Origin of the sequence: Lentzea guizhouensis (assembly GCF_001701025.1) — a bacterium.
Classification (GTDB): Bacteria; Actinomycetota; Actinomycetes; order Mycobacteriales; family Pseudonocardiaceae; genus Lentzea; species Lentzea guizhouensis.
On the sequence record NZ_CP016793.1, the window covers coordinates 2093400 to 2113681 of the forward strand.

18 protein-coding genes and 1 riboswitch are annotated in these 20282 nt (G+C 69.8%); of the genes, 5 read left to right on the plus strand and 13 right to left on the minus strand.

Annotation, left to right across the window (positions count from 1 at the left end):
• Positions 1-63: 63 nt before the first annotated feature.
• From BBK82_RS10460 to metG, 10 genes are all read right to left on the minus strand, one after another.
• Positions 64-1836, minus strand: coding sequence for an ABC-F family ATP-binding cassette domain-containing protein (locus BBK82_RS10460; protein ID WP_065914824.1), 1773 nt, complete (start codon positions 1834-1836; stop codon positions 64-66).
• A 42-nt stretch (positions 1837-1878) separates the two neighbouring features.
• Positions 1879-2865 carry a hypothetical protein gene (locus tag BBK82_RS10465; RefSeq protein ID WP_065914825.1) on the minus strand — a complete coding sequence of 329 codons (987 nt, stop codon included), beginning with the start codon at positions 2863-2865 and terminating at the stop codon, positions 1879-1881.
• 110 nt (positions 2866-2975) lie between these two features.
• A complete protein-coding gene (locus tag BBK82_RS10470; RefSeq protein ID WP_065920963.1) occupies positions 2976-3938 on the minus strand; it encodes a 4-(cytidine 5'-diphospho)-2-C-methyl-D-erythritol kinase in 963 nt (320 codons plus the stop codon).
• A 57-nt stretch (positions 3939-3995) separates the two neighbouring features.
• Positions 3996-4796 carry a MetQ/NlpA family ABC transporter substrate-binding protein gene (locus BBK82_RS10475; protein ID WP_065914826.1) on the minus strand — a complete coding sequence of 267 codons (801 nt, stop codon included), beginning with the start codon at positions 4794-4796 and terminating at the stop codon, positions 3996-3998.
• A 27-nt stretch (positions 4797-4823) separates the two neighbouring features.
• Complete coding sequence (locus BBK82_RS10480) at positions 4824-5507, minus strand: methionine ABC transporter permease (RefSeq protein WP_065914827.1); 684 nt, start codon at positions 5505-5507, stop codon at positions 4824-4826.
• Positions 5504-6502 carry a methionine ABC transporter ATP-binding protein gene (locus tag BBK82_RS10485; RefSeq protein ID WP_065914828.1) on the minus strand — a complete coding sequence of 333 codons (999 nt, stop codon included), beginning with the start codon at positions 6500-6502 and terminating at the stop codon, positions 5504-5506. Before BBK82_RS10485 ends, BBK82_RS10480 begins: the two co-directional genes overlap by 4 nt.
• 227 nt (positions 6503-6729) lie before the next feature.
• Positions 6730-6823, minus strand: a riboswitch (SAM riboswitch).
• An 88-nt stretch (positions 6824-6911) separates the two neighbouring features.
• Complete coding sequence (rsmA, locus tag BBK82_RS10490) at positions 6912-7733, minus strand: 16S rRNA (adenine(1518)-N(6)/adenine(1519)-N(6))-dimethyltransferase RsmA (RefSeq protein ID WP_065920964.1); 822 nt, start codon at positions 7731-7733, stop codon at positions 6912-6914.
• Positions 7734-8238: 505 nt separating this feature from the next.
• Positions 8239-9651, minus strand: coding sequence for a resuscitation-promoting factor (locus tag BBK82_RS56080; protein ID WP_065914829.1), 1413 nt, complete (start codon positions 9649-9651; stop codon positions 8239-8241).
• Between the two features lie 302 nt (positions 9652-9953).
• Complete coding sequence (locus tag BBK82_RS10500) at positions 9954-10730, minus strand: TatD family hydrolase (protein WP_065914830.1); 777 nt, start codon at positions 10728-10730, stop codon at positions 9954-9956.
• A 10-nt stretch (positions 10731-10740) separates the two neighbouring features.
• Complete coding sequence (metG, locus tag BBK82_RS10505) at positions 10741-12531, minus strand: methionine--tRNA ligase (RefSeq protein WP_065914831.1); 1791 nt, start codon at positions 12529-12531, stop codon at positions 10741-10743.
• Positions 12532-12585: 54 nt separating this feature from the next.
• Between metG and BBK82_RS10510 the strand changes: the two genes are divergently transcribed.
• Genes BBK82_RS10510 through BBK82_RS10520 form a run of 3 tightly spaced genes read left to right on the plus strand, consistent with a single transcriptional unit; the run spans position 12586 to position 14827 of the window.
• Entirely contained in the window at positions 12586-13137 is a 552-nt protein-coding gene (locus BBK82_RS10510) for a PadR family transcriptional regulator (protein ID WP_065914832.1), read from the plus strand.
• 57 nt (positions 13138-13194) lie between these two features.
• On the plus strand, positions 13195-14124 hold the full coding sequence (locus BBK82_RS10515; RefSeq protein WP_065914833.1) for an ATP-binding cassette domain-containing protein: 930 nt from the start codon (positions 13195-13197) through the stop codon (positions 14122-14124).
• Positions 14117-14827 (plus strand): ABC transporter permease, encoded by a 711-nt coding sequence (locus BBK82_RS10520; RefSeq protein ID WP_065914834.1) that lies wholly within the window; start codon positions 14117-14119, stop codon positions 14825-14827. The genes BBK82_RS10515 and BBK82_RS10520 overlap by 8 nt, the downstream gene beginning before the upstream one ends.
• Here BBK82_RS10520 and rsmI read toward each other — a convergent pair.
• On the minus strand, positions 14819-15664 hold the full coding sequence (gene rsmI / locus BBK82_RS10525) for a 16S rRNA (cytidine(1402)-2'-O)-methyltransferase (RefSeq protein WP_065920965.1): 846 nt from the start codon (positions 15662-15664) through the stop codon (positions 14819-14821). The genes BBK82_RS10520 and rsmI overlap by 9 nt on opposite strands.
• Before the next feature lie 24 nt (positions 15665-15688).
• On the opposite strand from rsmI, the gene BBK82_RS10530 reads away from it, so the two are divergent.
• Complete coding sequence (locus BBK82_RS10530) at positions 15689-17230, plus strand: dolichyl-phosphate-mannose--protein mannosyltransferase (protein ID WP_065914835.1); 1542 nt, start codon at positions 15689-15691, stop codon at positions 17228-17230.
• Here the strand turns inward: BBK82_RS10530 and BBK82_RS52695 are convergent.
• A complete protein-coding gene (locus tag BBK82_RS52695; protein WP_218920604.1) occupies positions 17217-17591 on the minus strand; it encodes an RNA polymerase sigma factor in 375 nt (124 codons plus the stop codon). The genes BBK82_RS10530 and BBK82_RS52695 overlap by 14 nt on opposite strands.
• 64 nt (positions 17592-17655) lie before the next feature.
• Here BBK82_RS52695 and BBK82_RS10540 point away from each other — a divergent pair, with 64 nt between their 5' ends.
• Positions 17656-18072 (plus strand): hypothetical protein, encoded by a 417-nt coding sequence (locus BBK82_RS10540; RefSeq protein WP_154697229.1) that lies wholly within the window; start codon positions 17656-17658, stop codon positions 18070-18072.
• A 190-nt stretch (positions 18073-18262) separates the two neighbouring features.
• Here the strand turns inward: BBK82_RS10540 and BBK82_RS10545 are convergent, their stop codons facing one another.
• Entirely contained in the window at positions 18263-20251 is a 1989-nt protein-coding gene (locus BBK82_RS10545; RefSeq protein ID WP_065914838.1) for a serine/threonine-protein kinase, read from the minus strand.
• Positions 20252-20282 lie beyond the last annotated feature (31 nt).

Here is a 20282-nt window from a genome sequence, read left to right on the forward strand (position 1 = left end):
TGCCGCGCGAGATCGGTTGGCGAGGCTCTGGCAGCGCCCGTAAGGAATTCGTCCTTTTTCGGATCAGCCCTCGACCGCCTCGGCGGCCTCCATCCACGCCGCCTCGACGTCGGACTCCTCGGCCAGCACGGACTTGAGCTCGGCGTCGAGCTTCAGCAGGCGGTCCGGGTCGGTGGCCGCCTCGGCCAGCGCCGCGTGCAGCTCGGCCTCCTTCTTGTGCAGCTGCTCCAGCCGCCGTTCCAGCCGGGCCAGCTCCTTGCGGGCGGCGCGCTGGTCGGCGGCGTTGGAGGGAGCCTTCTGAGTGGCCGGACCGGAGCCCGCGGTCTCCCTGTCGCGCAACGAGTCCCGGCGCTTGAGGTACTCCTCGATGCCGCCGGGCAGGTCGGTCAGGCCGCCGTCACCGAACAGCGCAACGACCTTGTCGCACACGCGCTCGACGAGGTACCGGTCGTGCGAGATCACGATCAGCGTGCCCGGCCAGGAGTCGAGCAGGTCCTCCAGCTGCTGCAACGTGTCGATGTCCAGATCGTTCGTGGGCTCGTCGAGCAGCAGCACGTTCGGCTCGGCCATCAGCAGCCGACACAGCTGCAGCCGCCGCCGTTCGCCACCGGACAGGTCGGACACCGGCGTCCACTGCTTCTGCGACGAGAACCCGAACCGCTCGCCCAGCTGCGAGGCGGACATCTCGTACTTGCCGAGCACGACCCGGCGCGCGACCTCCTCGATCGCCTCCAGCACGCGCATCGAGCCGTCGAGGTCGAGCAACTCCTGCGAGAGGTGCGCGATCTTCACCGTCTGGCCCTGGATCCGCTTGCCCGTCTCGGGTTCGCGCTCACCGGCCAGCAGCCGCAGCAACGTCGTCTTGCCGGAACCGTTGACGCCGACGAGGCCGACCCGTTCGCCCGGCCCGATCCGCCAGGTCAGGTCGCGCACGAGCACCCGGTCCGGAATGGACAGTGTCACGTCCTCCAGCTCGATCACCGTGCGGCCCAGGCGCTTCTTGGCGAACGCGAGCAGCTCGACGTTGTCCCGCAGCGGCGGCACGTCCGCGATCAGCGCCTCGGCCGCCTCGATCCGGTAGCGCGGCTTGGAGGTCCGCGCGGGCGCACCCCGGCGCAGCCACGCGAGCTCCTTGCGGGCCAGGTTCTGCCGCTTCTCCTCCAGCACGTCCGCGAGCCGGGTCCGCTCGGCGCGGGCGTAGATCCAGTCGGCGTAGCCGCCCTCGTACTGCTCGACCTTGCCCTGCACGACCTCCCAGGTGCGGTTGCAGACCGTGTCGAGGAACCACCGGTCGTGGGTCACGACGACGAGCGCGCACTTGCGGGCCAGCAGGTGCTCGGCCAGCCAGCGCACACCCTCGACGTCGAGGTGGTTCGTCGGCTCGTCCAGCACGAGCAGCTCGAGGTCCTGGATCAACGCGGCCGCGAGCGCGACCCGACGCCGTTCGCCACCGGACATCGTGGAGACCACGGAGTCCAGGCCCAGCGCCGTGATCCCGAGTCCGTCCAAGATGGACCGGACTCGGGCGTCGGCCGCCCACTCGTGCTCCGCGTCGAAGCCCAGCGGGTCGATCACCGCGTTGCGCACGGTCGACCCGACCGGCAGCTCGGTGCGCTGCGTCACGACCGCCATCCGCAGGTCCCGCGACCGCGACACCCGGCCGTCGTCGGCGGGCTCCACCCCGGCCAGCACCTCGAGCAGCGTCGTCTTGCCGCCGCCGTTCAGCCCGACGACACCGATCCGGTCGCCCTCGCTGACGCCGAGCGACACGCCGTCGAGCAGCGGCCGGACGCCGAACGACTTCGACACGGACTCCAGGTTGACCAGGTTGGCCATCAAAACCTCACGACTAGTAAGAAACTGCCCGGTGAAGGCTACCTACCAGGGCCAAAGCTCCTGCTCCCCAGCCTCGAACAGACCCAGCGCCCGCTGGCAGCCGGCCTTGGTGCCGTCGTGGCGGTACCGGTACCTCGACACCGAGGCCCACTCCGCGTCCCGGTCGTCCAGGTCCCAGACGTGCAGTGGCACGTTCCGCGGCACGGACCGGCTCAGCGAGCGGTCGAGCTGCTGGGACTCGGTGATGACGACGACGCGGTCGTGGCGGCGGTACCGGGTGCGGACGACCTTCAGCAGGGCCCGCTCGCGCTCGGGGGCGACGCCGTGCCGCCGGAACCGCACGGCCTCCGCCCGCTCGCACCTGCCCAGCACCGTCTCGACGATCCCCTCGGCCCCGTACCGCTCGACCGCCGTCAGGTCGGCCAGCAGCAGCGTGTGGCCGGAAATCCGCGGTGGCGGCGCCGCCGGTGGCGGGAGCGAGGGCCGGCACTCCTCGGCGTGGCGGTCGTAGCGGCGGTCGATGATCGACCGGAACAGCGCGGACTGGCGTTCGTCGACCGGTTTCGGGTGCACGAGGTTCAGGACGTCGCCGAACCGGAGGCTGATGAAGGTGAGGTCGTCCTCGATCACGGACTGTTCGGTGTAGAGGCGGCGGACGGCGTCGCCGATACCGCGCTTCACCGGCTTGGGCACAGCGCGTCCGTGTTTGTAGTGCCAGTAGTTCAGCAGCCAGGTGGGGTCGTTCGGCTCCGCGAGCACGGAGTCGACCACCTGGCGGGACATGCCGTGCAGGCCGGCGGCCAGGCGGGCCGCGACGAACTCGGCGGCACCCGCGTGCGCGGTGTAGGCGAGGCCGACGTCGTGGCGGGCCCAGCGCAGCAGCGCGGCGGTCCAGCCGGGGTCCTCGACGGTGCTGCGGCGGACCAGGCCCGCGTAGTGGTCGAGGCGATCGGGGTGGAGGTTCGGGTGGTTCCCGACCAGGTCGGAGACGACCATCCGGAACAGGTCGCGGCGCAGCTGTCTGCCCACCTGGTCGCCTCCCCCGGCACGTGCGGGAGCCACGCGTGCCCCGAGAACTCGAGATCGCCCCCGTTTGGAACGGGCGCTTCACACCGGGGCACGCGTGGCGCCACCGAATTCTAGGCGTGGACCTCGGGCGGCGTCGGCTTCGGCTCTTCGGTCGCGATGACACGCGCACCGGGCACCGGGCCCTGTGCCACGCGCACGGTGCGACACACACCCGCACCTGCGAGCTCTGCCGCGACGCGCACGGCCGTGTCGTTGTCCTCGCACAAGAACGCCGTCGTGGGACCGGAACCGGACACGATGCCGGCCAGCGCGCCCGCGTCGACACCCGCGCGCAACGTGCGGCGCAGGTTCGGGCGCAGTGACACGGCGGCGGCCTGCAGGTCGTTGCCCAGCAGCAACGCGAGCTGGCGGGGGTCGCCGGAGGACAGGCCCTCCAGGACCGCCTCGACCTGGCCGACGCGGGGCGGGTCTCCGTCGGTGCGCAGGCGGTCGAGCTCGTCGAACACGTCCGGGGTGGACAGTCCACGCCGGTCGAACGCCAGCACCCAGTGGAACTGGTGCCGCGCCAGCACCGGCACGATCCGCTCACCGCGGCCGGTGCCGAGCGCGGTGCCGCCGTAGAGGCAGAACGGGACGTCGGCGCCGAGCTTGCCGGCCAGCTCGGCCAGCTCGTCACGGCTGATCTCCAGCCGCCACAGGGAGGCCAGGCCGACCAGGGTGGCCGCGGCGTCGGCGCTGCCGCCCGCCATGCCGCCGGCGACCGGGATCGCCTTGCGGATGACCACGCGGACCTTGGGGTCGTCCGGGTCCTTGCCGACGTGCGCGGCCAGCAGGCGCACGGCACGCCAGGCTAGGTTGGAGGCACCGGTGGGCACCTGGTCGGCGCCCTCGCCGTGGACCTCGACACCGGGCTCGTCGGCGACGGCGACGGTGACCTCGTCGGCCAGCGAGAGCGCCTGGAAGATGGTCACCAGGTCGTGGTATCCGTCCGGTCGCACGTCGCCGACGGCCAGGTGCAGGTTGACCTTGGCCGGGACGCGGACCGTGACCGGGGGTGGGACGACTGCGAGCACCACGTCAGCCTACGGGCGATCGGCGCCCGCGGACTCCTCCCCCGGTCACCGGTGATCTCACACCGGGATGACGGAACCGTTGAAGGTCTGCTTGATGTAGTCCTTGACCTGCTGCGACGCCAGCAGCTCCGCCAGGTCCCTGATGCGCTTGTCGTCCTTGAGCTCACTGCGGGTGACCAGGCCGTTGGCGTTGGGGTTGCCCTCGGCCTTCTCCAGCACGAGCGCGTCGGTGGCCGGCTTGAGCTGCGCGTCGATGGCGTAGTTGCCGTTGATCACCGAGGCGTCGGTGTCGTCCAGCGCACGCGGCAGCTGAGCGGCCTCCAGCGGCACGAACTGCAGGTTCTTCGGGTTCTCCGCGATGTCGCGCACGGTCGGCTGGTCGACGGCCTTGAGCTTGATCAGGCCGTTGGCCTCCAGCAGCTTCAGGCCGCGGGCCTCGTTGGTGGCGTCGTTGGCGACGGCGACCTTGGCGTTCTGCGGCAGCTCGTCGATCTTCTTGACCTTCTTGGAGTACAGGCCCAGCGGCTCGACGTGGACGCCCTCGACCCACTCGACCTTCGCGCCGCTCTCCTTCGTGAACGTCGCCAGGTACGGGACGGTCTGGAAGTAGTTGGCGTCGAGCGAGCCGTCGACCAGCGCGGTGTTGGGCTGGACGTAGTCGGTGAACTCGACGACCTCGACCTTCAGGCCCTTGGACGACGCGAGGTTGTCGGCGACGTACTTCAGGATCTGCGCGTGCGGGACCGGCGAGACGCCGACCTTCAGCGTGTCGGAAGCGGACGAACCGCCGGACGAGCAGGCGGACAGAGCGGTCAAACCGGTCAAAGCGGCAGCGATGAGGGCAGCACGAATACGCATGACGTTCCTTTTGAGAATTGCGACGGGTCAGACGGAGGCGTGCCGGCGTCGGTCGGACGCACGAGCGGCACGGGTGAAACCGAACTGGATCACGGTCGTGAGCACGGCGAGCCAGGCCACGGTGCTCCACAGGATCCGGTCGTTGAAGCGCTGGTAGCCCTCGCGGATGGCCAGGTCACCGAGGCCACCGCCGCCGATCACGCCCGCCATGGCCGAGTAGCCGATCAACGCGATGACGGTGACGCCGATGGCGTTGATGAGCGCCGGCAACGACTCGCGGATCAGCACGCTGCGCACGATCCTCAGCGTCGAGGCGCCGGTCGTGATCGCGGCCTCGACCACGGTCACGTGCACCTCGGACAGGATGTTCTGCACGAGCCGCCCGACGAACGGGATCGCTCCCACCGCCAGCGGCACGATGACCGCGGTGCTGCCGATGGACCCGCCGACGATCAGGCGGGTCACCGAGGTGAGGGCGACGAGCAGCACGATGAACGGCATCGAGCGGCCCAGGTCGGTGACGAAGCTCAGGACGCGGTGCACGGCGGCGTTCGGCCGCAGCCCGCCCTTGGCGGTGAGCTGCAGCCAGACTCCGACCGGAATTCCCAGAACAGTGGCGATCACGGTGGAGACGCCGACCATGTACAGCGTCTCCCCGGTGGCCTCGACGAGGTAGCTCACCACGTCGGACCAGGGTGTTGCAGACCTCACGCAGCTACTCCCTGCGGCCCCTTCAGGGACCTCTGAACCGCGCCGCCGGCCTCACTGATCCACTCGAGCGCCGAGTCGGACCGCTCGCCGTTCAGGCCGAGCCGGAACCGGGCCACCGGCGTCTCGCCGAGGCGGGTCAGCCCGCCACCGACGATGTTCAGCTCGACGCCGAACCGGTTGGCGACCTCGGGCAGCAGCGCGCCGACCGCGGCGAACCCGACGAGCACGACGTCCGCGACGCGGTCGTAGGCGCTCTCGTTGATCGGGTTCAGGTCGACGGCGGGCAGCAGCGCGGAGCTCGTGCGGCTGGCGGCGTTGTTGACGAGGTCGAGCACCTTGCCGTGCTCGACCACCCGGCCCTGCTCCAGCACCGCGACGTCATCGCAGATCTTGCGGACCACGCCCATGTCGTGCGTGACGACGAGCACGGTCACACCCAGCTCAGCGCGCGCACGGTCGAGCACCGTCAGCACGGACCCGGTGGTCTCCGGGTCGAGCGCACTGGTGGGCTCGTCGGCGAGCAGGACGGACGGGTTGGCGGCGAGCGCGCGCGCCACGGCAATGCGCTGGCGCTGCCCGCCGGACAGCTGATCGGGGTAGGAGCCGGCCTTGTCGGTGAGCCCGACGAGGTCCAGCAGCTCACCCACGCGGCTGCGCCGCTGCGGCCCCGGCACGCCGGCGCTCTCCAGCGGCAGCGCGATGTTGCCCGCCGCGGTGCGCTGCCGCAGCAGCGAGTCCCCCTGCGGCACAACGCCGATCTGCCGGCGAGCAGCCCGCAGCGCGGACCCGTCGAGCGCGGTGATGTCCGTGCCGTCGACGCGGATCGCACCCGAGTCGGGGCGCTCCAGCAGCGCGACACAGCGAGCCAGCGTCGACTTGCCGGCCCCGCTCGGGCCGACGACGCCGAGCACGGTGCCGGCCTGGACGTCGAGGGTGACGCCGTTCAGCGCGTTGACACCCTGAAAGGACTTGGTGAGGTTCTCGACAGTGATCACTTCTGCTCCACGGCTGCACGCGACGGCACACGCTCCCGTTGTCCGGGGGTGCGCGGTCGAAGTTCTTGCTCAGGTGTGCGCCACTCGTTGGCCCAGAAGGGCCGAGCGCGCGTCAAAGGACTTTGAGAAGGCGCCTTAGACGAGGTGGCGACGACATGCAGAAGTGGTGCGACGGCACTGGTCGACGACTCGCCGGCGCGTCAGCATTCGCGAAGTACCCACGTGATCCTCCATCGGTCCTGGCGTTAGCACCTGCCCGCATCCAGCGGGTGGTTGCTGCGACGTCGTAGAGCCAGGTCTCTCAGTCGCTCCGGATGGCAGTTAGCAGTCAACCGGACGGACGTTCGGTTGCGCAAGCCAGATTCCGATTCGTTCGACAGATCACACTGTTGGCCGAAGGATCGCCGGATCAGACCTCGGCGATCCGGACAAAGTCGATCACGCTCAGCTGCTCGGCCCTGACCTGGGGATCAATGCCCGCTTTGCCGAGGAGCTCGTCGACGTCCGGCAGGTAGCTCTTGAGGGCGGCCCTGAGGGTTTTGCGGCGTTGCGCGAAGGCCGTGTCAACGATCTTGAACAGCTTGGCCTTGTCCACAGTGGACAACGGCTTTTCGTGGCGCTGGAAGGCAACCAGCCCGGAGTCGACGTTGGGCGCGGGCCAGAAGACGTTCCGCCCGACCGGCCCGGCCTTGCGCGCGTCGGCGTACCAGGCGAGCTTCACGCTGGGCACCCCGTAGATCTTGCTGCCGGGCTTGGCCGCCATCCGGTCCGCCACCTCCGCCTGGACCATCACAAGCCCCTTCCGCAGGCTCGGCAGCTCGTGCAGGAGGTGCAGGACCACGGGCACCGCGACGTTGTACGGCAGGTTGGCGACGATCGCGGTGGGTTGCACCGGCAGGTCTTCTTGGGTGACTTTCATGGCGTCCTTGAGGACGACGTGGAGCTTGCCGGCGTTCTCCGGGTCGTGCTCCCGGACCGTCTGCGGGAGGCGGTGGGCGAGCGGCGGGTCGATCTCGACCGCCACCACCTGGTGGGCCGCGGGGAGGAGCGCGAGGGTCAGGCTGCCGAGGCCGGGGCCGACCTCGAGGACGACGTCGTCCTCGGTCAGGGAGGCGGCGGAGACGATCTTGCGGACCGTGTTGGGGTCGTGGACGAAGTTCTGGCCGAGCTTCTTGGTCGGGCGGATGCCGAGCTCTTCGGCTAGACGGCGGACTTCGGTCGGTCCCAGCAGGCTCACCGGGGCATTCTCGCATTGGGGAGGGAGAGCGTCGTCGTGGCGGCCTGGGTGCGGGGCCGGGGTCCGTACCAGGTCGATCACCTTGGCACCGGGGTTGCGCGGCACTGGCCGAAACCGGTGCGTCCACCGCCGCCTTCGCGACGATAGCGATTGGGGTGTACCGCTGCCCGTCGCTGAAGGCTGAAAAGCCTCGCCTTCGGCTCGATGGGCCCGCCTGGGGCGTGGGCTTTCGTCTCGCTTCGCTCGATCACGGCGCAGGCGCCGTCGACCGCCAGCTCTGCAGTGGACCGACCCGGCTCGGCGTGACCCGACCCAGCCCAGCTCGGCATGATCGGCTCAGCGTGGCCCGCCCGGCAAAGCCCAAGCCAAGCCCAAAATAGAGCCGACAAGCGCGAAACCTCACCCGGCACCCACCGAACCCCCCGCCCCGGCAACCACAAGGGCCGCCCCGAACAACCCGGAGCGGCCCAAGCGGAAAGCGCGGTTCAAGGCGAGCGGTTTACGGCAGGCCCAGCTTCGCCCGGCACCCCGGCCAGGCCGCGTACGTGCCGCCGCGGCCGTCGCGCAGCTTGGTGGCGATGGCGATCTGCTGTTCGCGGGTTGCCTGGTGCGGGTAGGCCGCGTAGGCGGCGCCGCCGTAGGCGTCCCAGGTGCCCTTGTTGAACTGGAGGCCGCCGTAGTAGCCGTTGCCGGTGTTGATGGCCCAGTTGCCGCCCGCCTCGCACTTGGCCAGGCGGTCCCAGACCTCGCCTCCGGCGATGGGCTTGGTGCCGACGACGATCTTCTTCGGCTTCGGCTCCTTGGTGACCTTGCCGCCGATCTTCTCGCGGGCGATCTCCTTGCCGTTCTTCACCGTCACGCGGTAGGTGGAGATCTGCTCGCCGGGGGCGCCGGGGTCGGTGACCTTCTGCTCGCCCGCGTTCATGTTCGGGTCGTTGGTCTTCTCGACGGGCGCGGCGACCGGCTCGTTCACGTTGATGACCGTGACGCCGGTGCGGGAGATGTAGACCTCCGCGCCGGTGGCGAGCTTGACGTCGGTGCCGGAGGCGACGGCGTCTTCGGCGCCGAGGGTGAGGTTCTCGGACTTCAGCAGCTCGTCGACGGTGACGGCGGTGGTCTTGACCTCGCGGACCGGGTTCGCGCCGTCGAAGAGCTTGATGGTCTTGAGGGTTTTGACCTCGAGGTTCATGCCCTCGAGCGGCACGTCGGAGCCGGCCGCGGCGGAGAACCAGGCGCCGTCGGTGGGCACGCCCAGCTGGCGGGCCGCTTCCTCGACGGTGACCGAGCGGACCCACTCCTCGCGGGCCTGGCCGTCGACGCTCATCTTGAGCAGGCGGCCGCGGTCGAGGGTGATCTTGCCGCCGTCGGAGATCGGGGCGTTGAGCGACGGGGAGAGCGCGTCGTGCTCGCTGACCCTGATGCCCTCCTCGGCGAGGACCTCGCCGACCGTGCCCTCGTAGGAGTGGACGGTCGAGGTGACGCCGTCGATGTCCACGGCCACGGACTTGTCCATCGCCATGGCGGTCACGCCGCCGCCGGAGATGGAGACCAGCACCGCGGCGACCGCGCCCTTGAGGAAGCGGCGCTTCCAGGACGTGACGGACTTGACGAGGAGCTGGGGGTCGCGCTTCTCCTCTTCCTCCGACGGGAGGACGAGGGGCGGCATGATCGTCGTCTCGGCGTTGATGAGCCGGATGAGCTCGTCGACGTCGACGTTGGCCGTGGCGAGCAGGTCGTCTGCGTCCGGGCCGAGCACCTCGAGCACGTCCGCGGGCGTGATGCTCAGCGCACCGGCGGGGAAGCTCGGGTGGGGGTCTGCGACAGCAACGGCGGTTGCCTGCCCGACCGGCGTGAACCAGTCGGTGTCGTCGTTGAAGTCGTACGGAGCGGCAGTTCTGTCGCTACCAGACAAGGGTCGATACCTCCATTGCGGAAGCTGTGAGGCCACCGCACAGTTGGCGTTGACAAGATCATTCGAGTTGCAGCTCGAAGGTTCCCGGCAACTCCTCCTACGTGGTCTCGCTTCTTCGCGCTTATGGCTTCCGGCCCGCCCCGACCGCGGGCGTGCTCCGAACCGACTGGGTCGGTTCAGGTGGCACGGTCACGGGACAGTAACGGGGTCACCGACGTTGCGCAAACACCCCCGCCAATGTTGTGACCTCAGTCACCCCAGAGGGGTAGGAACCCTTTGCTCCGTTCGTCTTAGGACGCATCTCAGTAGTCGAGCCCGAACACTCGTTGAGCATTACGGGTGACTGCGGAGCAGAGTTCAGAAAGATCTTCGCCACGCAGGGTGGCCAAGCTCCGAACTGTGTAATTCACACAATAAGGTTCATTCGGCCGCCCCCGGAACGGATGCGGTGTCAGGAACGGCGCGTCCGTCTCAACCAGAAGCTGATCTTGCGGCACCAACCGGGCCGCCTCCTGCAATGCGCGCGCGTTCTTGAACGTCACCGGTCCCGCGAACGACAGCACGTACCCCGCGTCCACACAGCGGCGCGCGAAGCCGGCGTCACCGGAGAAGCAGTGGAAGACCACAGTGGACGGTGCGCCCTCTGCGTCGAGCACCTTCACGATGTCCTCGTGCGCGTCCCGGTCGTGGATCATCAACGGCTTGCCGACGCGCTTGGAAAGGTCGATGTGCCAACGGAAAGCCTCGTGCTGCGCGGCCGGCGGCGAGTAGTCCCAGTAGTAGTCGAGACCGGTCTCGCCGATCGCCACCACGCGGTCGAACCGGGCCAGCCGCTCCAGCTCCGCCTTCTCCTCGTCGCCGAAGGAGGACGTGCGCGTCGGGTGGACCGCCACCGCCGCGTAGACCCGCGAGTCCCATGTGGACGCTTCGGCGGCCCACTGCGCGGCCTTCAGGTCGTCCGCGACGGTCACCACGTGTGAGACGCCCGCGGCCTCGGCCCGGTCCAGCAGGACCGCGACGTCGGCCGCGTCGACCGCACCGCACGCGTCCAGGTGCGTGTGGGCGTCGACCACCGGCACCGGAAGGGGTTCACTTGACGATCGGGGCCCACTCGGGCCCGGTGTCGCCCAGTTCCTTCTCCAGCTTCGAGAACAGCGGAGACGGCTTGGCGAGCGGCCGGCCGACCTCGATCGGCGTCGACTCCCAGCGCGCCTGCTCACCGGCGTAGTCACCGGTCAGCACCGGGTACGAGCGCTCGGGCACGTCGAGGTCGGTGACCTCGTCCATCGACGGCTGGGCCGCCCACACGCCCGTGCCGCCCAGCGCCTCGTGCACCTTCTGCGCCGAGTGCGGCAGGAACGGCGTCATGAGCGTGTTCGCGTCCTGCACGACCTGCAACGCGGTGTGCAGCACCGAGTCGCGGCGCTCCGGGTCGTCCTTGAGCTTCCACGGCTCCTGGTCGGACAGGTACTTGTTCGCCGCCGAGATCACCCGCATCGCCTCACCGGAGGCCTGCTTGAACCGCGAACGGCGCAGGTGCGCGCCGACAGTGTCGAACGCCGCCTTGGACTGCGCGAGCAGCTCGTGGTCGGCGGGCGTCAGCGCGACGGCCTTCGGGATGGCGCCGACGTTCTTGTGCGCCATGGAGATCGAGCGGTTGACCAGGTTGCCCCACTCGTTCGCCAGCTCGAAGTTCGTCCGGCGGACGAACTCCTCCCAGGTGAAGTCGGTGTCCTGGTTCTCCGGTCCCGCGACGGAGATGAAGTACCGCAGCGCGTCCGGCCCGAACTCCTTCAGGAAGTCGCCGACGTAGATCACGGTGCCGCGCGAGGTCGAGAACTTCGACCCGCTCATCGTCAGGTACTCCGACGACACGACCTCGGTCGGCAGGTTCAGCGTGCCGAACCGGCCGGGCTCGCCGCCCTTGTCGCCGGCGCCGTTCTGGCCGAGCAGCAACGACGGCCAGATCAGCGAGTGGAAGACGATGTTGTCCTTGCCCATGAAGTAGTAGCCCTGGGCGTCACCCGTCCAGAACTCCTTCCAGGCGTCGTCGTCACCGGACCGCCGCGCCCACTCCACCGACGCGCTCAGGTAGCCGATCACCGCGTCGAACCACACGTAGAACCGCTTCATCGGCTGGTTGCTCCACCCGTCGAGCGGGATCGGCACACCCCAGTCGAGGTCGCGGGTGATGGCGCGCGGCCGCAGGTCCTTGATCAGGTTCTGCGAGAACTTGAGGACGTTGGGACGCCACTCGGTGCGCGTGCCCATCCACGAGCCCAGCGACTCGATGAACGACGGCAGGTCCAGGAACAGGTGCTCGGTCTCGACGAACTTCGGCGTCTCCCCGTTGATCCGCGAGCGCGGGTTCTTCAGGTCGATCGGGTCGAGCTGGTTGCCGCAGTTGTCGCACTGGTCGCCACGCGCGCCGTCGTACCCGCAGATCGGGCAGGTGCCCTCGATGAACCGGTCGGGCAGCGTCCGGCCGGTCGACGGGCTGATGGCGCCCATCTCGACCTTCGGCAGCACGTACCCGTTCTTCCACAGCGCGGCGAACAGGTCCTGCACCACCTGGTAGTGGTTGCCGGTCGTGGTGCGGGTGAAGAGGTCGTAGGACAGCCCGAGGCCCTGCAGGTCCGAGGCGATCACGCGGTTGTACTTGTCGGCGAGCTCACGCGCGGTGAGCCCTTCCTTCTCGGCCTGCACCTGGATGGGTGTGCCGTGCTCGTCCGTGCCGCTGACCATGAGCACCCGGTTCCCCGACATGCGCATGTAGCGGGAGAACACGTCGGAGGGGACACCGAAACCGGAGACATGACCGATGTGCCGGGGGCCGTTGGCGTAAGGCCAGGCCACCGCGGTCAGTACGGAGGCACTCATGTGCCTAGCCTACGGAGGCGGTGCCAGCCGCTTTTCACTGCATGGGAGGTCGGATTGTCCGCGACCAGGATGCTGGTGCTCGGCGTGGTCAAGCTCGTCGGCGAGGCACACGGCTACGTGGTGCGCCGCGAGCTGAAGTCGTGGTCGGCGGACAGCTGGGCGAACGTGCAACCGGGCTCGATCTACCACGCCCTGAAGTCGCTGGCCAAGGACGGTCTGCTGGAGCCGGTCGGCACCGAGTCGGCGGAGGGCCCGGCCAGGACCACCTACCGGATCACCCCGGCGGGTGAGCACGAGCTGGGCGACCTGCTCGGCCACGCGCTCGGTGACGCGCAGGCGGGCAACGCCGAGGTCTCCGCGGCCGTGGCGATGCTGAACCTCGTTCCCCGCAAGCAGGCGGTCACGCTGCTGCGCAACCGGCTGGCCGGGCTCGAAGGGCAGCTCGGCCCGACCAGGCACGGCATCGGCTCGCTGCCGGAGATGGGCAAGCCCGAGCACGTCAGCGAGCTCTTCCGGTTGTGGCTCGTCCACCTCGAAGGCCAGGTCAGGTGGACCCGGGAGCTGATCGAGCGGCTGGAGTCCGGGGCCTACGAGCTAATCGACTAGTCAAACTTGAATAGTCAGCGCTACCCTCTAGTCAAAATTGACTAGAGGGGACTGACCATGATCAAGGCACGCGGGCTCGCGCGCCGGTTCACCACCAAGGCGGGCCCGGTCGACGCCGTGCGCGGGGTGGACGTCGACGTCGCCGAAGGGGAGCTCGTCGGGTTCCTCGGGCCGAACGGCGCGGGCAAGTCGACGACGTTGCGCATGCTCACCACGCTGCTGCGGCCGACGGCGGGCGAGGCGCTCGTCGCGGGCCACGACCTGCTGACCGACCCGGCCGGCGTGCGCCGCAACATCGGGTACGTCGGCCAGAAGAACGGCGCGAGCGCCGACCAGCGGGTCGCCGACGAGCTGGAGTTCCAGGCCCGCTTCCACGGCCTGTCCAGGGCTCAGGCCCGCCGCAGGATCGCCGGCCTGCTCGACCGGTTCGACCTCCAGGGCCTGGAGAAGCGCGCGGTCGTGACGTTGTCGGGCGGCCAGCAACGCCGGCTCGACATCGCCATGGGGATGCTGAACGCCCCGCCGCTGCTGTTCCTCGACGAACCGTCCACCGCGCTCGACCCGCAGAGCCGCCGCAACCTGTGGGACCACGTCAGGCGGCTGCGGGCCGACGGCACCACGGTCTTCCTGACCACGCACTACCTCGACGAGGCCGACGTGCTGTGCGACCGGCTGCTGGTGATCGACCACGGCGCGATCGTCGCCGAGGGCTCACCGGACGAGCTCAAAAGCCGCGTCTCCGGTGACCTGGTCGTGCTCGGCACACCTCAGGCGCTGCTGGTGTCGGAGAAGTTCGACAACGCCGTCGTCGACGGTGAAGAGGTCAGCTTCCGCGTCCCGAACGGCGACCGCGCGCTGCCGGGACTGCTGCGCGACCTCGGCGACATCGGCGTCGAGCTGCACTCGGTGCAGGTGCACCGGCCGACGCTCGACGACGTGTTCCTGACCATGACCGGTCGTTCCCTGCGGGAGGACAGCAATGCGTGACACCTGGCTCGTGTTCTGGCGTGTGATGCTGCCGGTGCTGCGCAACCCGGTCGCGGTCGTGTTCGGGATCGCCCAGCCGTTGCTCTACCTCGGCCTGTTCGGGCCGCTGCTCGGCGACGGCGGCTGGCAGTGGTTCGTGCCGGGTCTGCTGGTGCAGATGGCGTTGTTCGGCACCGCCTACGCCGGCTTCTCGCTGCTGCCCGAGGTGCGGACGGGTGTGCTGGAACGGCTGCGGGTCACGCCGGTCAGCCGGATCGCGCTGCTGGTCGGGCGGGTCGGCAAGGACGTGGTGCTGCTGGTCGTGCAGAGCCTGCTGATCGTGCTGGCCGCGACGGCGTTCGGGTTCCGCGCGTCGGCAGGCGACGTGCTGCTCGGCCTCGGGCTGGTGGCGTTGCTCGGCGTCGCCATCGGGTCCGCGTCGTACGCGGTGGCGTTGAAGGTGAAGCTGGAGTACGTCTTCGCGTCGGTCCTGTCGGCGGTCATCGTGCCGTTGATGCTGCTTTCCGGCGTGCTGCTGCCCATGTCGAACGGCCCGCGGTGGCTCTACTGGCTGTCGCGGCTCAACCCGCTGGCGCACGTCGTGGACGCCGAGCGGTCGATCTTCAACTCGGGTCCGGTGCTGGTCGGGCTGGTCTCGGCGGCCGTGTTGGTGGTCGTGGGCGTGTTCGCCGGCGTGCGCACGTTCAACAGGGAGTCAGCTTGACCTGACCGCGGCGTCGTAGAGGGCCTTCTTGCTGACCCCGGCCGCCTCCGCGACCTCGGCGGCGGCCGACTTCATCCGCTCGCCGTCCGCGACCCGCTGCTTCACCTCGGCGACCAGCGTCTCCAGGTCCGGCTTGGCCGCTGCGGGCGCCGGTCCGAGCACCACGGTGATCTCGCCGCGTGCGCCTTCCACGGCCCACTCGGCGAGCTCAGCCAGTGACCCGCGCACGACCTCTTCGTACTTCTTCGTGAGCTCACGGCACACGGCAGCCGCCCGGTCCGGGCCGAGCACCTCCACGGCGTCCGCCAGCGTGTCCGCGAGCCGATGGGGTGCCTCGAAGAAGACGACCGTGCGCTGTTCCGCGGCCAAAGGGGCGAACCAGCGCTTGCGCTCGCCGGACTTGCGCGGCGGGAAGCCGTCGAACGCGAACCGGTCGCTCGGCAGGCCGGACAGGGCCAGCGCTGTCGTGACGGCGGACGGCCCCGGCAGGCAGGTGACCGTGATGTCCGCCTCCACGCAGGCGGCGACCAGCCGGTACCCCGGGTCCGACACGCTCGGCATGCCCGCGTCGGTCACGAGCAGCACCGTCTCGCCGCCGTGCAGCGACTCGAGCAGCCCCGGCAGGCGGGCCTGCTCGACCTGGTCGTAGAAGCTGATCACCCGCCCGGACGGCTTGACCTGCAGCGCGGCCGCGAGGCTGTGCAGTCTGCGGGTGTCCTCCGCGGCGATGACGTCAGCGGTCGCCAGCGCCTCGACCAGGCGTGCGGAGGCGTCGCGGATGTCGCCGAGTGGGGTAGCGGCGAGGACCAGACGGCCTGAACCGGATACAGGACTCACACCGTTCACCCTACGATCGGCGGCGTGACAGTCCTCGTGCAGCCAGGAGAGGCGCCCGTCGCCGTCGTGGAGGAACCGCGCACGGACCGTGCGGCGGCTCTCGACCCGCCTCCCCACGGAGATCGGATGCGCGGGTGGCTCGTCACGATCGTCGTGACGCTGATCGGCGCCGTAGTGCGGTTCTGGAACGTCGGCTACCCGACGGACAAGGGCACGCCGATCTTCGACGAGAAGCACTACGTGCCGCAGTCGGCGCAGGTGCTGCGCAACGGCGGCTACGAGGACAACCCCGGCTACGAGCTGATCGTCCACCCGCCGCTCGCGAAGCAGCTGATGGCGATCGGCCAGGAGCTCTTCGGCTACGACGGCATCGGCTGGCGGTTCGCCTCGGCGCTCGCGGGCGCGATCACGATCCTGCTGATCGTGCGGATCGCCCGCCGCCTGACCCGCTCCGACCTGCTGGGCGCGCTGGCCGGCGTGCTGCTCATCGCGGACGGCGTCTCGCACGTCCAGTCGCGGATGGGCATGCTCGACATCTTCCTGGCGCTGTTCGTCGTGGCGGCGTTCGGCTGCCTGGTCGTGGACCGCGAACAGGTGCGCGAACGGCTCGCGGTCGCCGTGCGCGAGGGGTTCATCACCAACTCGGCGTTCGGCCCGTGGCTCGGCTTCCGCTGGTGGCGCTTCGGTGCGGGCGTGATGCTCGGTCTGGCGTGCGGCATCAAGTGGTCCGGCATCTGGTACATCGCCGCGTTCGGCCTGCTGACGGTCATCTGGAGCGCGCTGGCACGGCGGGCGGCCGGCGTCGAGGAACCGTGGCTGGGCGCCCTGGCCAAGGACGTCCTGCCCTCGCTCGGCGGCCTGGTCGCGATCCCGGTGGTGGCCTACCTCGTGACGTGGTTCCCGTGGATGGCCAGCGAGACCGGCATCGACCGGCACGTCGTCGGCACCAAGGTGCAGGACATCGCGTACATCCCGGACGTCCTGCAGTCGCTCTGGTACAACGCGAAGAACGTCTACAAGTTCCACGTCGAGCTGGTCACCTCGGAGACCAACCGGCACCCGTGGGAGTCGAAGCCCTGGACGTGGCCCATGGGCCTGCGGCCGATGCTCTACTACTACGACAACTCGGTGACCGGCTGCGGCCAGGCGTCGTGCCTCGGCGCGATCATGCTGATCGGCACCCCGGCGCTGTGGTGGGTGGCGTTCCCCGCGATCGGCTGGGCGATCTGGCGGGCCGTCGGCCGGCTGGACTGGCGCTACGCGGCCGTGCTCGTCGGCTACATGGCGGGCCTGCTGCCGTGGTTCCTCAACCTCGACCGGCAGATGTACTTCTTCTACGTCACGCCGATGGCGCCGTTCCTGGTCCTGCTGATCGTGCTGGCACTGGGCGAGATCCTCGGCCGTGCGCGCGCGGGTTCCGAACGGCGTGGCACCGGTCTGCTGGTCGTCGCGCTGTACGTGGGCATGGTGGTCGCGAACTTCGTGTGGCTGTGGCCGATCCTGAACGGCAACCCGATCACGCCGGAGATGTGGCAGCAACAGCTCTGGCTGCCTAGCTGGCGCTGATCTCCAGCGCACGCTCCTCGGTCAGGTCGCCTTCGAGCCGCAGGGTGACCTGACCTCGTTGCCAGATCAGCGTCTGCCCGACGCCGTGCGGTTGCTCGTGGACGGTGCCGTCGAACTGGTCGAGCCGGACGTCGCCGTACCGCAGGGTGACGAACCGTCCTTCGTGGACGTTGGCCTGGTCGGGAGTGCCGAGCTGCACGGGCAGGTGGATCTCGAACGGCATCTGCCGTCTTGCTTCCTGCACCACGTCACCGGCATTCGCACCCGCCCCGAGCAGGTACGCCGTCCGGTGCGCGAGCGCGGTGTACCGGGCGACCAGCTCGCCGTAGGCCGCCTGGTCACCTGCGATCGCCCGAGCCACCGCATCGTCCGTGATGCCCTTCCTGCACCGGGAACCGGCGGTTGGTTCCCGGTGTGTCCCGAGCATGCGAATCCTGGCTTTGACGTGTGCGTTCCTGCTGATCAGCACGTCGTCCGCCCATGCGGGCGGTTGGGCGGTGACCTACCTGGACCCGGTGCCGTCGTTCCAGGCCGACGTGCCCCACACCATCGGCTACCGGGTGCTGCAGCACGGCACCCGTCCGTTCGAGGGGGACCTGGGCGGTACGCGGTGGTGTTCACGCTGCCCGCCGGCCAGTACGAGGTCTACGGGGTGCACGCTGCTGGTGAAGCCGGTGGACCCCGCGCTGGTGCTGACGGTCAGTCCCGAGCCCGCGGCATCGGTGACACCCGCGGAGATCCCACGTGAGCCGCTGCCGGTGTGGCTCGTCGGACTCGTGGTGGCGGGCGTGGCGGGGCTGTTGCTGGCGCTGCGCAAACGGTTGCGGCTCTCGCGCAGGTGAGTGGTGAGGCGACCGGCGGAAACCGCCTCACCACTCTTCGCGGGGCATCGCGCTGGACGGATGCCGAGGCCTGCTCAGGTGGACCACCGCCTAGGTCGTTGGAGGAAGAACGACTGTTACGGTGCAAATTGCAGGTTCACCCGGTTCGCCTAGACATCGCGTCGATACCGGTACGAGGACCGGGAACGACCTACATCGGCATGTGCTTCGTCGGCGGCGGTCCCGGCTTGCTGATGAACTTCGTGACCGGCCCCTCCTTGCTCATCCCCGCCCGCTCCAGGAACTGCGCCATCTCCCCGCGCACCTGCGCCAGCGTCGGACGACGGCCCGGTTCCGGGTCCATCGCGGCCAGCAGCAAGCGGGCGTGCGCGCTGTTCTGCGGCAGCTTGGTCACCGGTTCGCCCTGGGCGGCGGCCATCAGCGAGGAGATCGGGTTCTCGCGGGAGCCGCGCGGGGGGTGGCCGGTCAGGGCGTAGGAGACGGTGGCGGCGAGCTGCCAGGAGTCCGAGGCCGGGGAGGCGGTCTCGCCGCGGGCCGTTTCCGGCGCGAGGAAGTCGGGGGTGCCGACCATCATGCCGGTGGCGGTGAGGGTGCTGTCGCCCTTGGAGCGCGCGATGCCGAAGTCGATCAGGTGGGCGGTGCCCTGGTTGTCGACGATCACGTTGGACGGCTTCACGTCGCGGTGCAGGACGCCGCGGGCGTGGGCGGAGGTGAGGGCGTCGGCCATGTTCAGCCAGAGGCGTGCCGCGAGCTTGTCGTCGATCAGGCCGTTCTTCATGACCGTCTCGGACAGCGACGCGCCCTCGATGTACTCCATCACCAGCGCGAGGCCGTCCGGGTCTTGGACGATGTCGAACACCCGCACGCAGTTCGGGTGCCTGACCGCGGCCAGTGCGCGGGCCTCGCGGAGCATGCGCTGCTCGGTGTCGTTGTCGGGGGCGTGCGCGAGCTTCACCGCGACCGTGCGGTCGAGCTGCTCGTCGACGGCCAGCCAGACCGTGCCGAAGCCGCCGGAGCCCAGCTGGCGGACGCGGCGGAACCGGCCGTTGCCGGGGTTCCAGACCTTGCCCGACTTCTGCACCGGCGCGGGCGACTCGGCGCTGGCGGCGCCGGGGCCGAACGGCAGCGGGCCCGGTGTGTCCGCCAGCACCGCGGGCTGGGACGGCTGCGGCGGGGTCGGCTGCGAAGGCTGCGGGGTCGCGTGCGGAACGTCGGCCACGCGCGTCGGCGGGTACTGCTTCTGCGGCGGCGGAGGCGGCGGCTGGTTCACCGGACGCATCGGCCGGTTCATCGGCGCCGGCTGGTACTTCGGCACCTGCGCCGGCTGGTAAGGCGGCGGGTGCTGGGATGACGGGTGCTGGGATGACGGCTGTTGCGACGACGGCTGCTGCTGGGCGGCCGTGATCGGCTTGGTCGCCGCCTTCTTCTGCGGCAGCTGCGGCTGCTGCTGGTTGGCGCGAGCCACCGGCTGGGGTGGCGCCTGGTTGGCGTTGCGGTCCTGGGACCGGTCACGGCCGGGGCGGTTCAGCATGGCGGTAGTCAACCCGAAAATGCGCACGACGATTGAGCCGATCACAGCAATCGGGAAGAACCCGAGGAGCACGTGGCCCACCAGCGTGACGGGTAGTGCCGACGTGGACGCGAGGAGCACCAGGAACGGCGGCCAGAACACCCGGCGCGGCCAGTTCGGCCCGAGCCGGAACGCCGAGCCCGCCTGCAGCATGACGAACAGCAGGCACAGCAGGCCGAGCACGATCGTGATGCCGGCGGCGACGAGGAACAGCCATTCCTCGCCCGGCGCGCGGAACACGCCGAGGATCGACGGCGTGCCGTCGACGAGGTAGGCGCCCTGCGAGAACTGGCCGAAGCAGGTCGCCTCGTCGAGCGAGCCCGACCCCTCGATCGTGCGCCTGCCGAGGCCCTGCACGGTTCCGCGCAGGATCAGCCAGGGCAGCACCAGCGTGCTGGCGACGCCGAGCACGGCGAAGATCGCGCCGGTCACCGCACCGTAGGAGTTGCCGACCACGCGGCGCACCGCGATGGCGAGCAACGCGGCGACGGTGGGGAAAACGCCGAGGACGGCACCGAGCGCCGTGGTGGTCCACACCCAGTCACCGGGGCAGACACTGGCGCCCACGAAACCGTGCAGCCACGTGAGCAAGGACTCCGCGAGCCCCACGACTCAAACCACCCCTTCCGCGATCACCCCC

What these genes read in the sequence shown, in the direction of transcription:
- BBK82_RS10515 (WP_065914833.1), top strand. Translation starts at nt 13,195, where the DNA reads ATGATCAAGGCACGCGGGCTCGCGCGCCGGTTCACCACCAAGGCGGGC.
- BBK82_RS10540 (WP_154697229.1), top strand. Translation starts at nt 17,656, where the DNA reads ATGCGAATCCTGGCTTTGACGTGTGCGTTCCTGCTGATCAGCACGTCG.
- BBK82_RS10520 (WP_065914834.1), top strand. Translation starts at nt 14,117, where the DNA reads ATGCGTGACACCTGGCTCGTGTTCTGGCGTGTGATGCTGCCGGTGCTG.
- BBK82_RS10460 (WP_065914824.1), bottom strand. Translation starts at nt 1,836, where the DNA reads ATGGCCAACCTGGTCAACCTGGAGTCCGTGTCGAAGTCGTTCGGCGTC.
- metG (WP_065914831.1), bottom strand. Translation starts at nt 12,531, where the DNA reads ATGAGTGCCTCCGTACTGACCGCGGTGGCCTGGCCTTACGCCAACGGC.
- BBK82_RS10475 (WP_065914826.1), bottom strand. Translation starts at nt 4,796, where the DNA reads ATGCGTATTCGTGCTGCCCTCATCGCTGCCGCTTTGACCGGTTTGACC.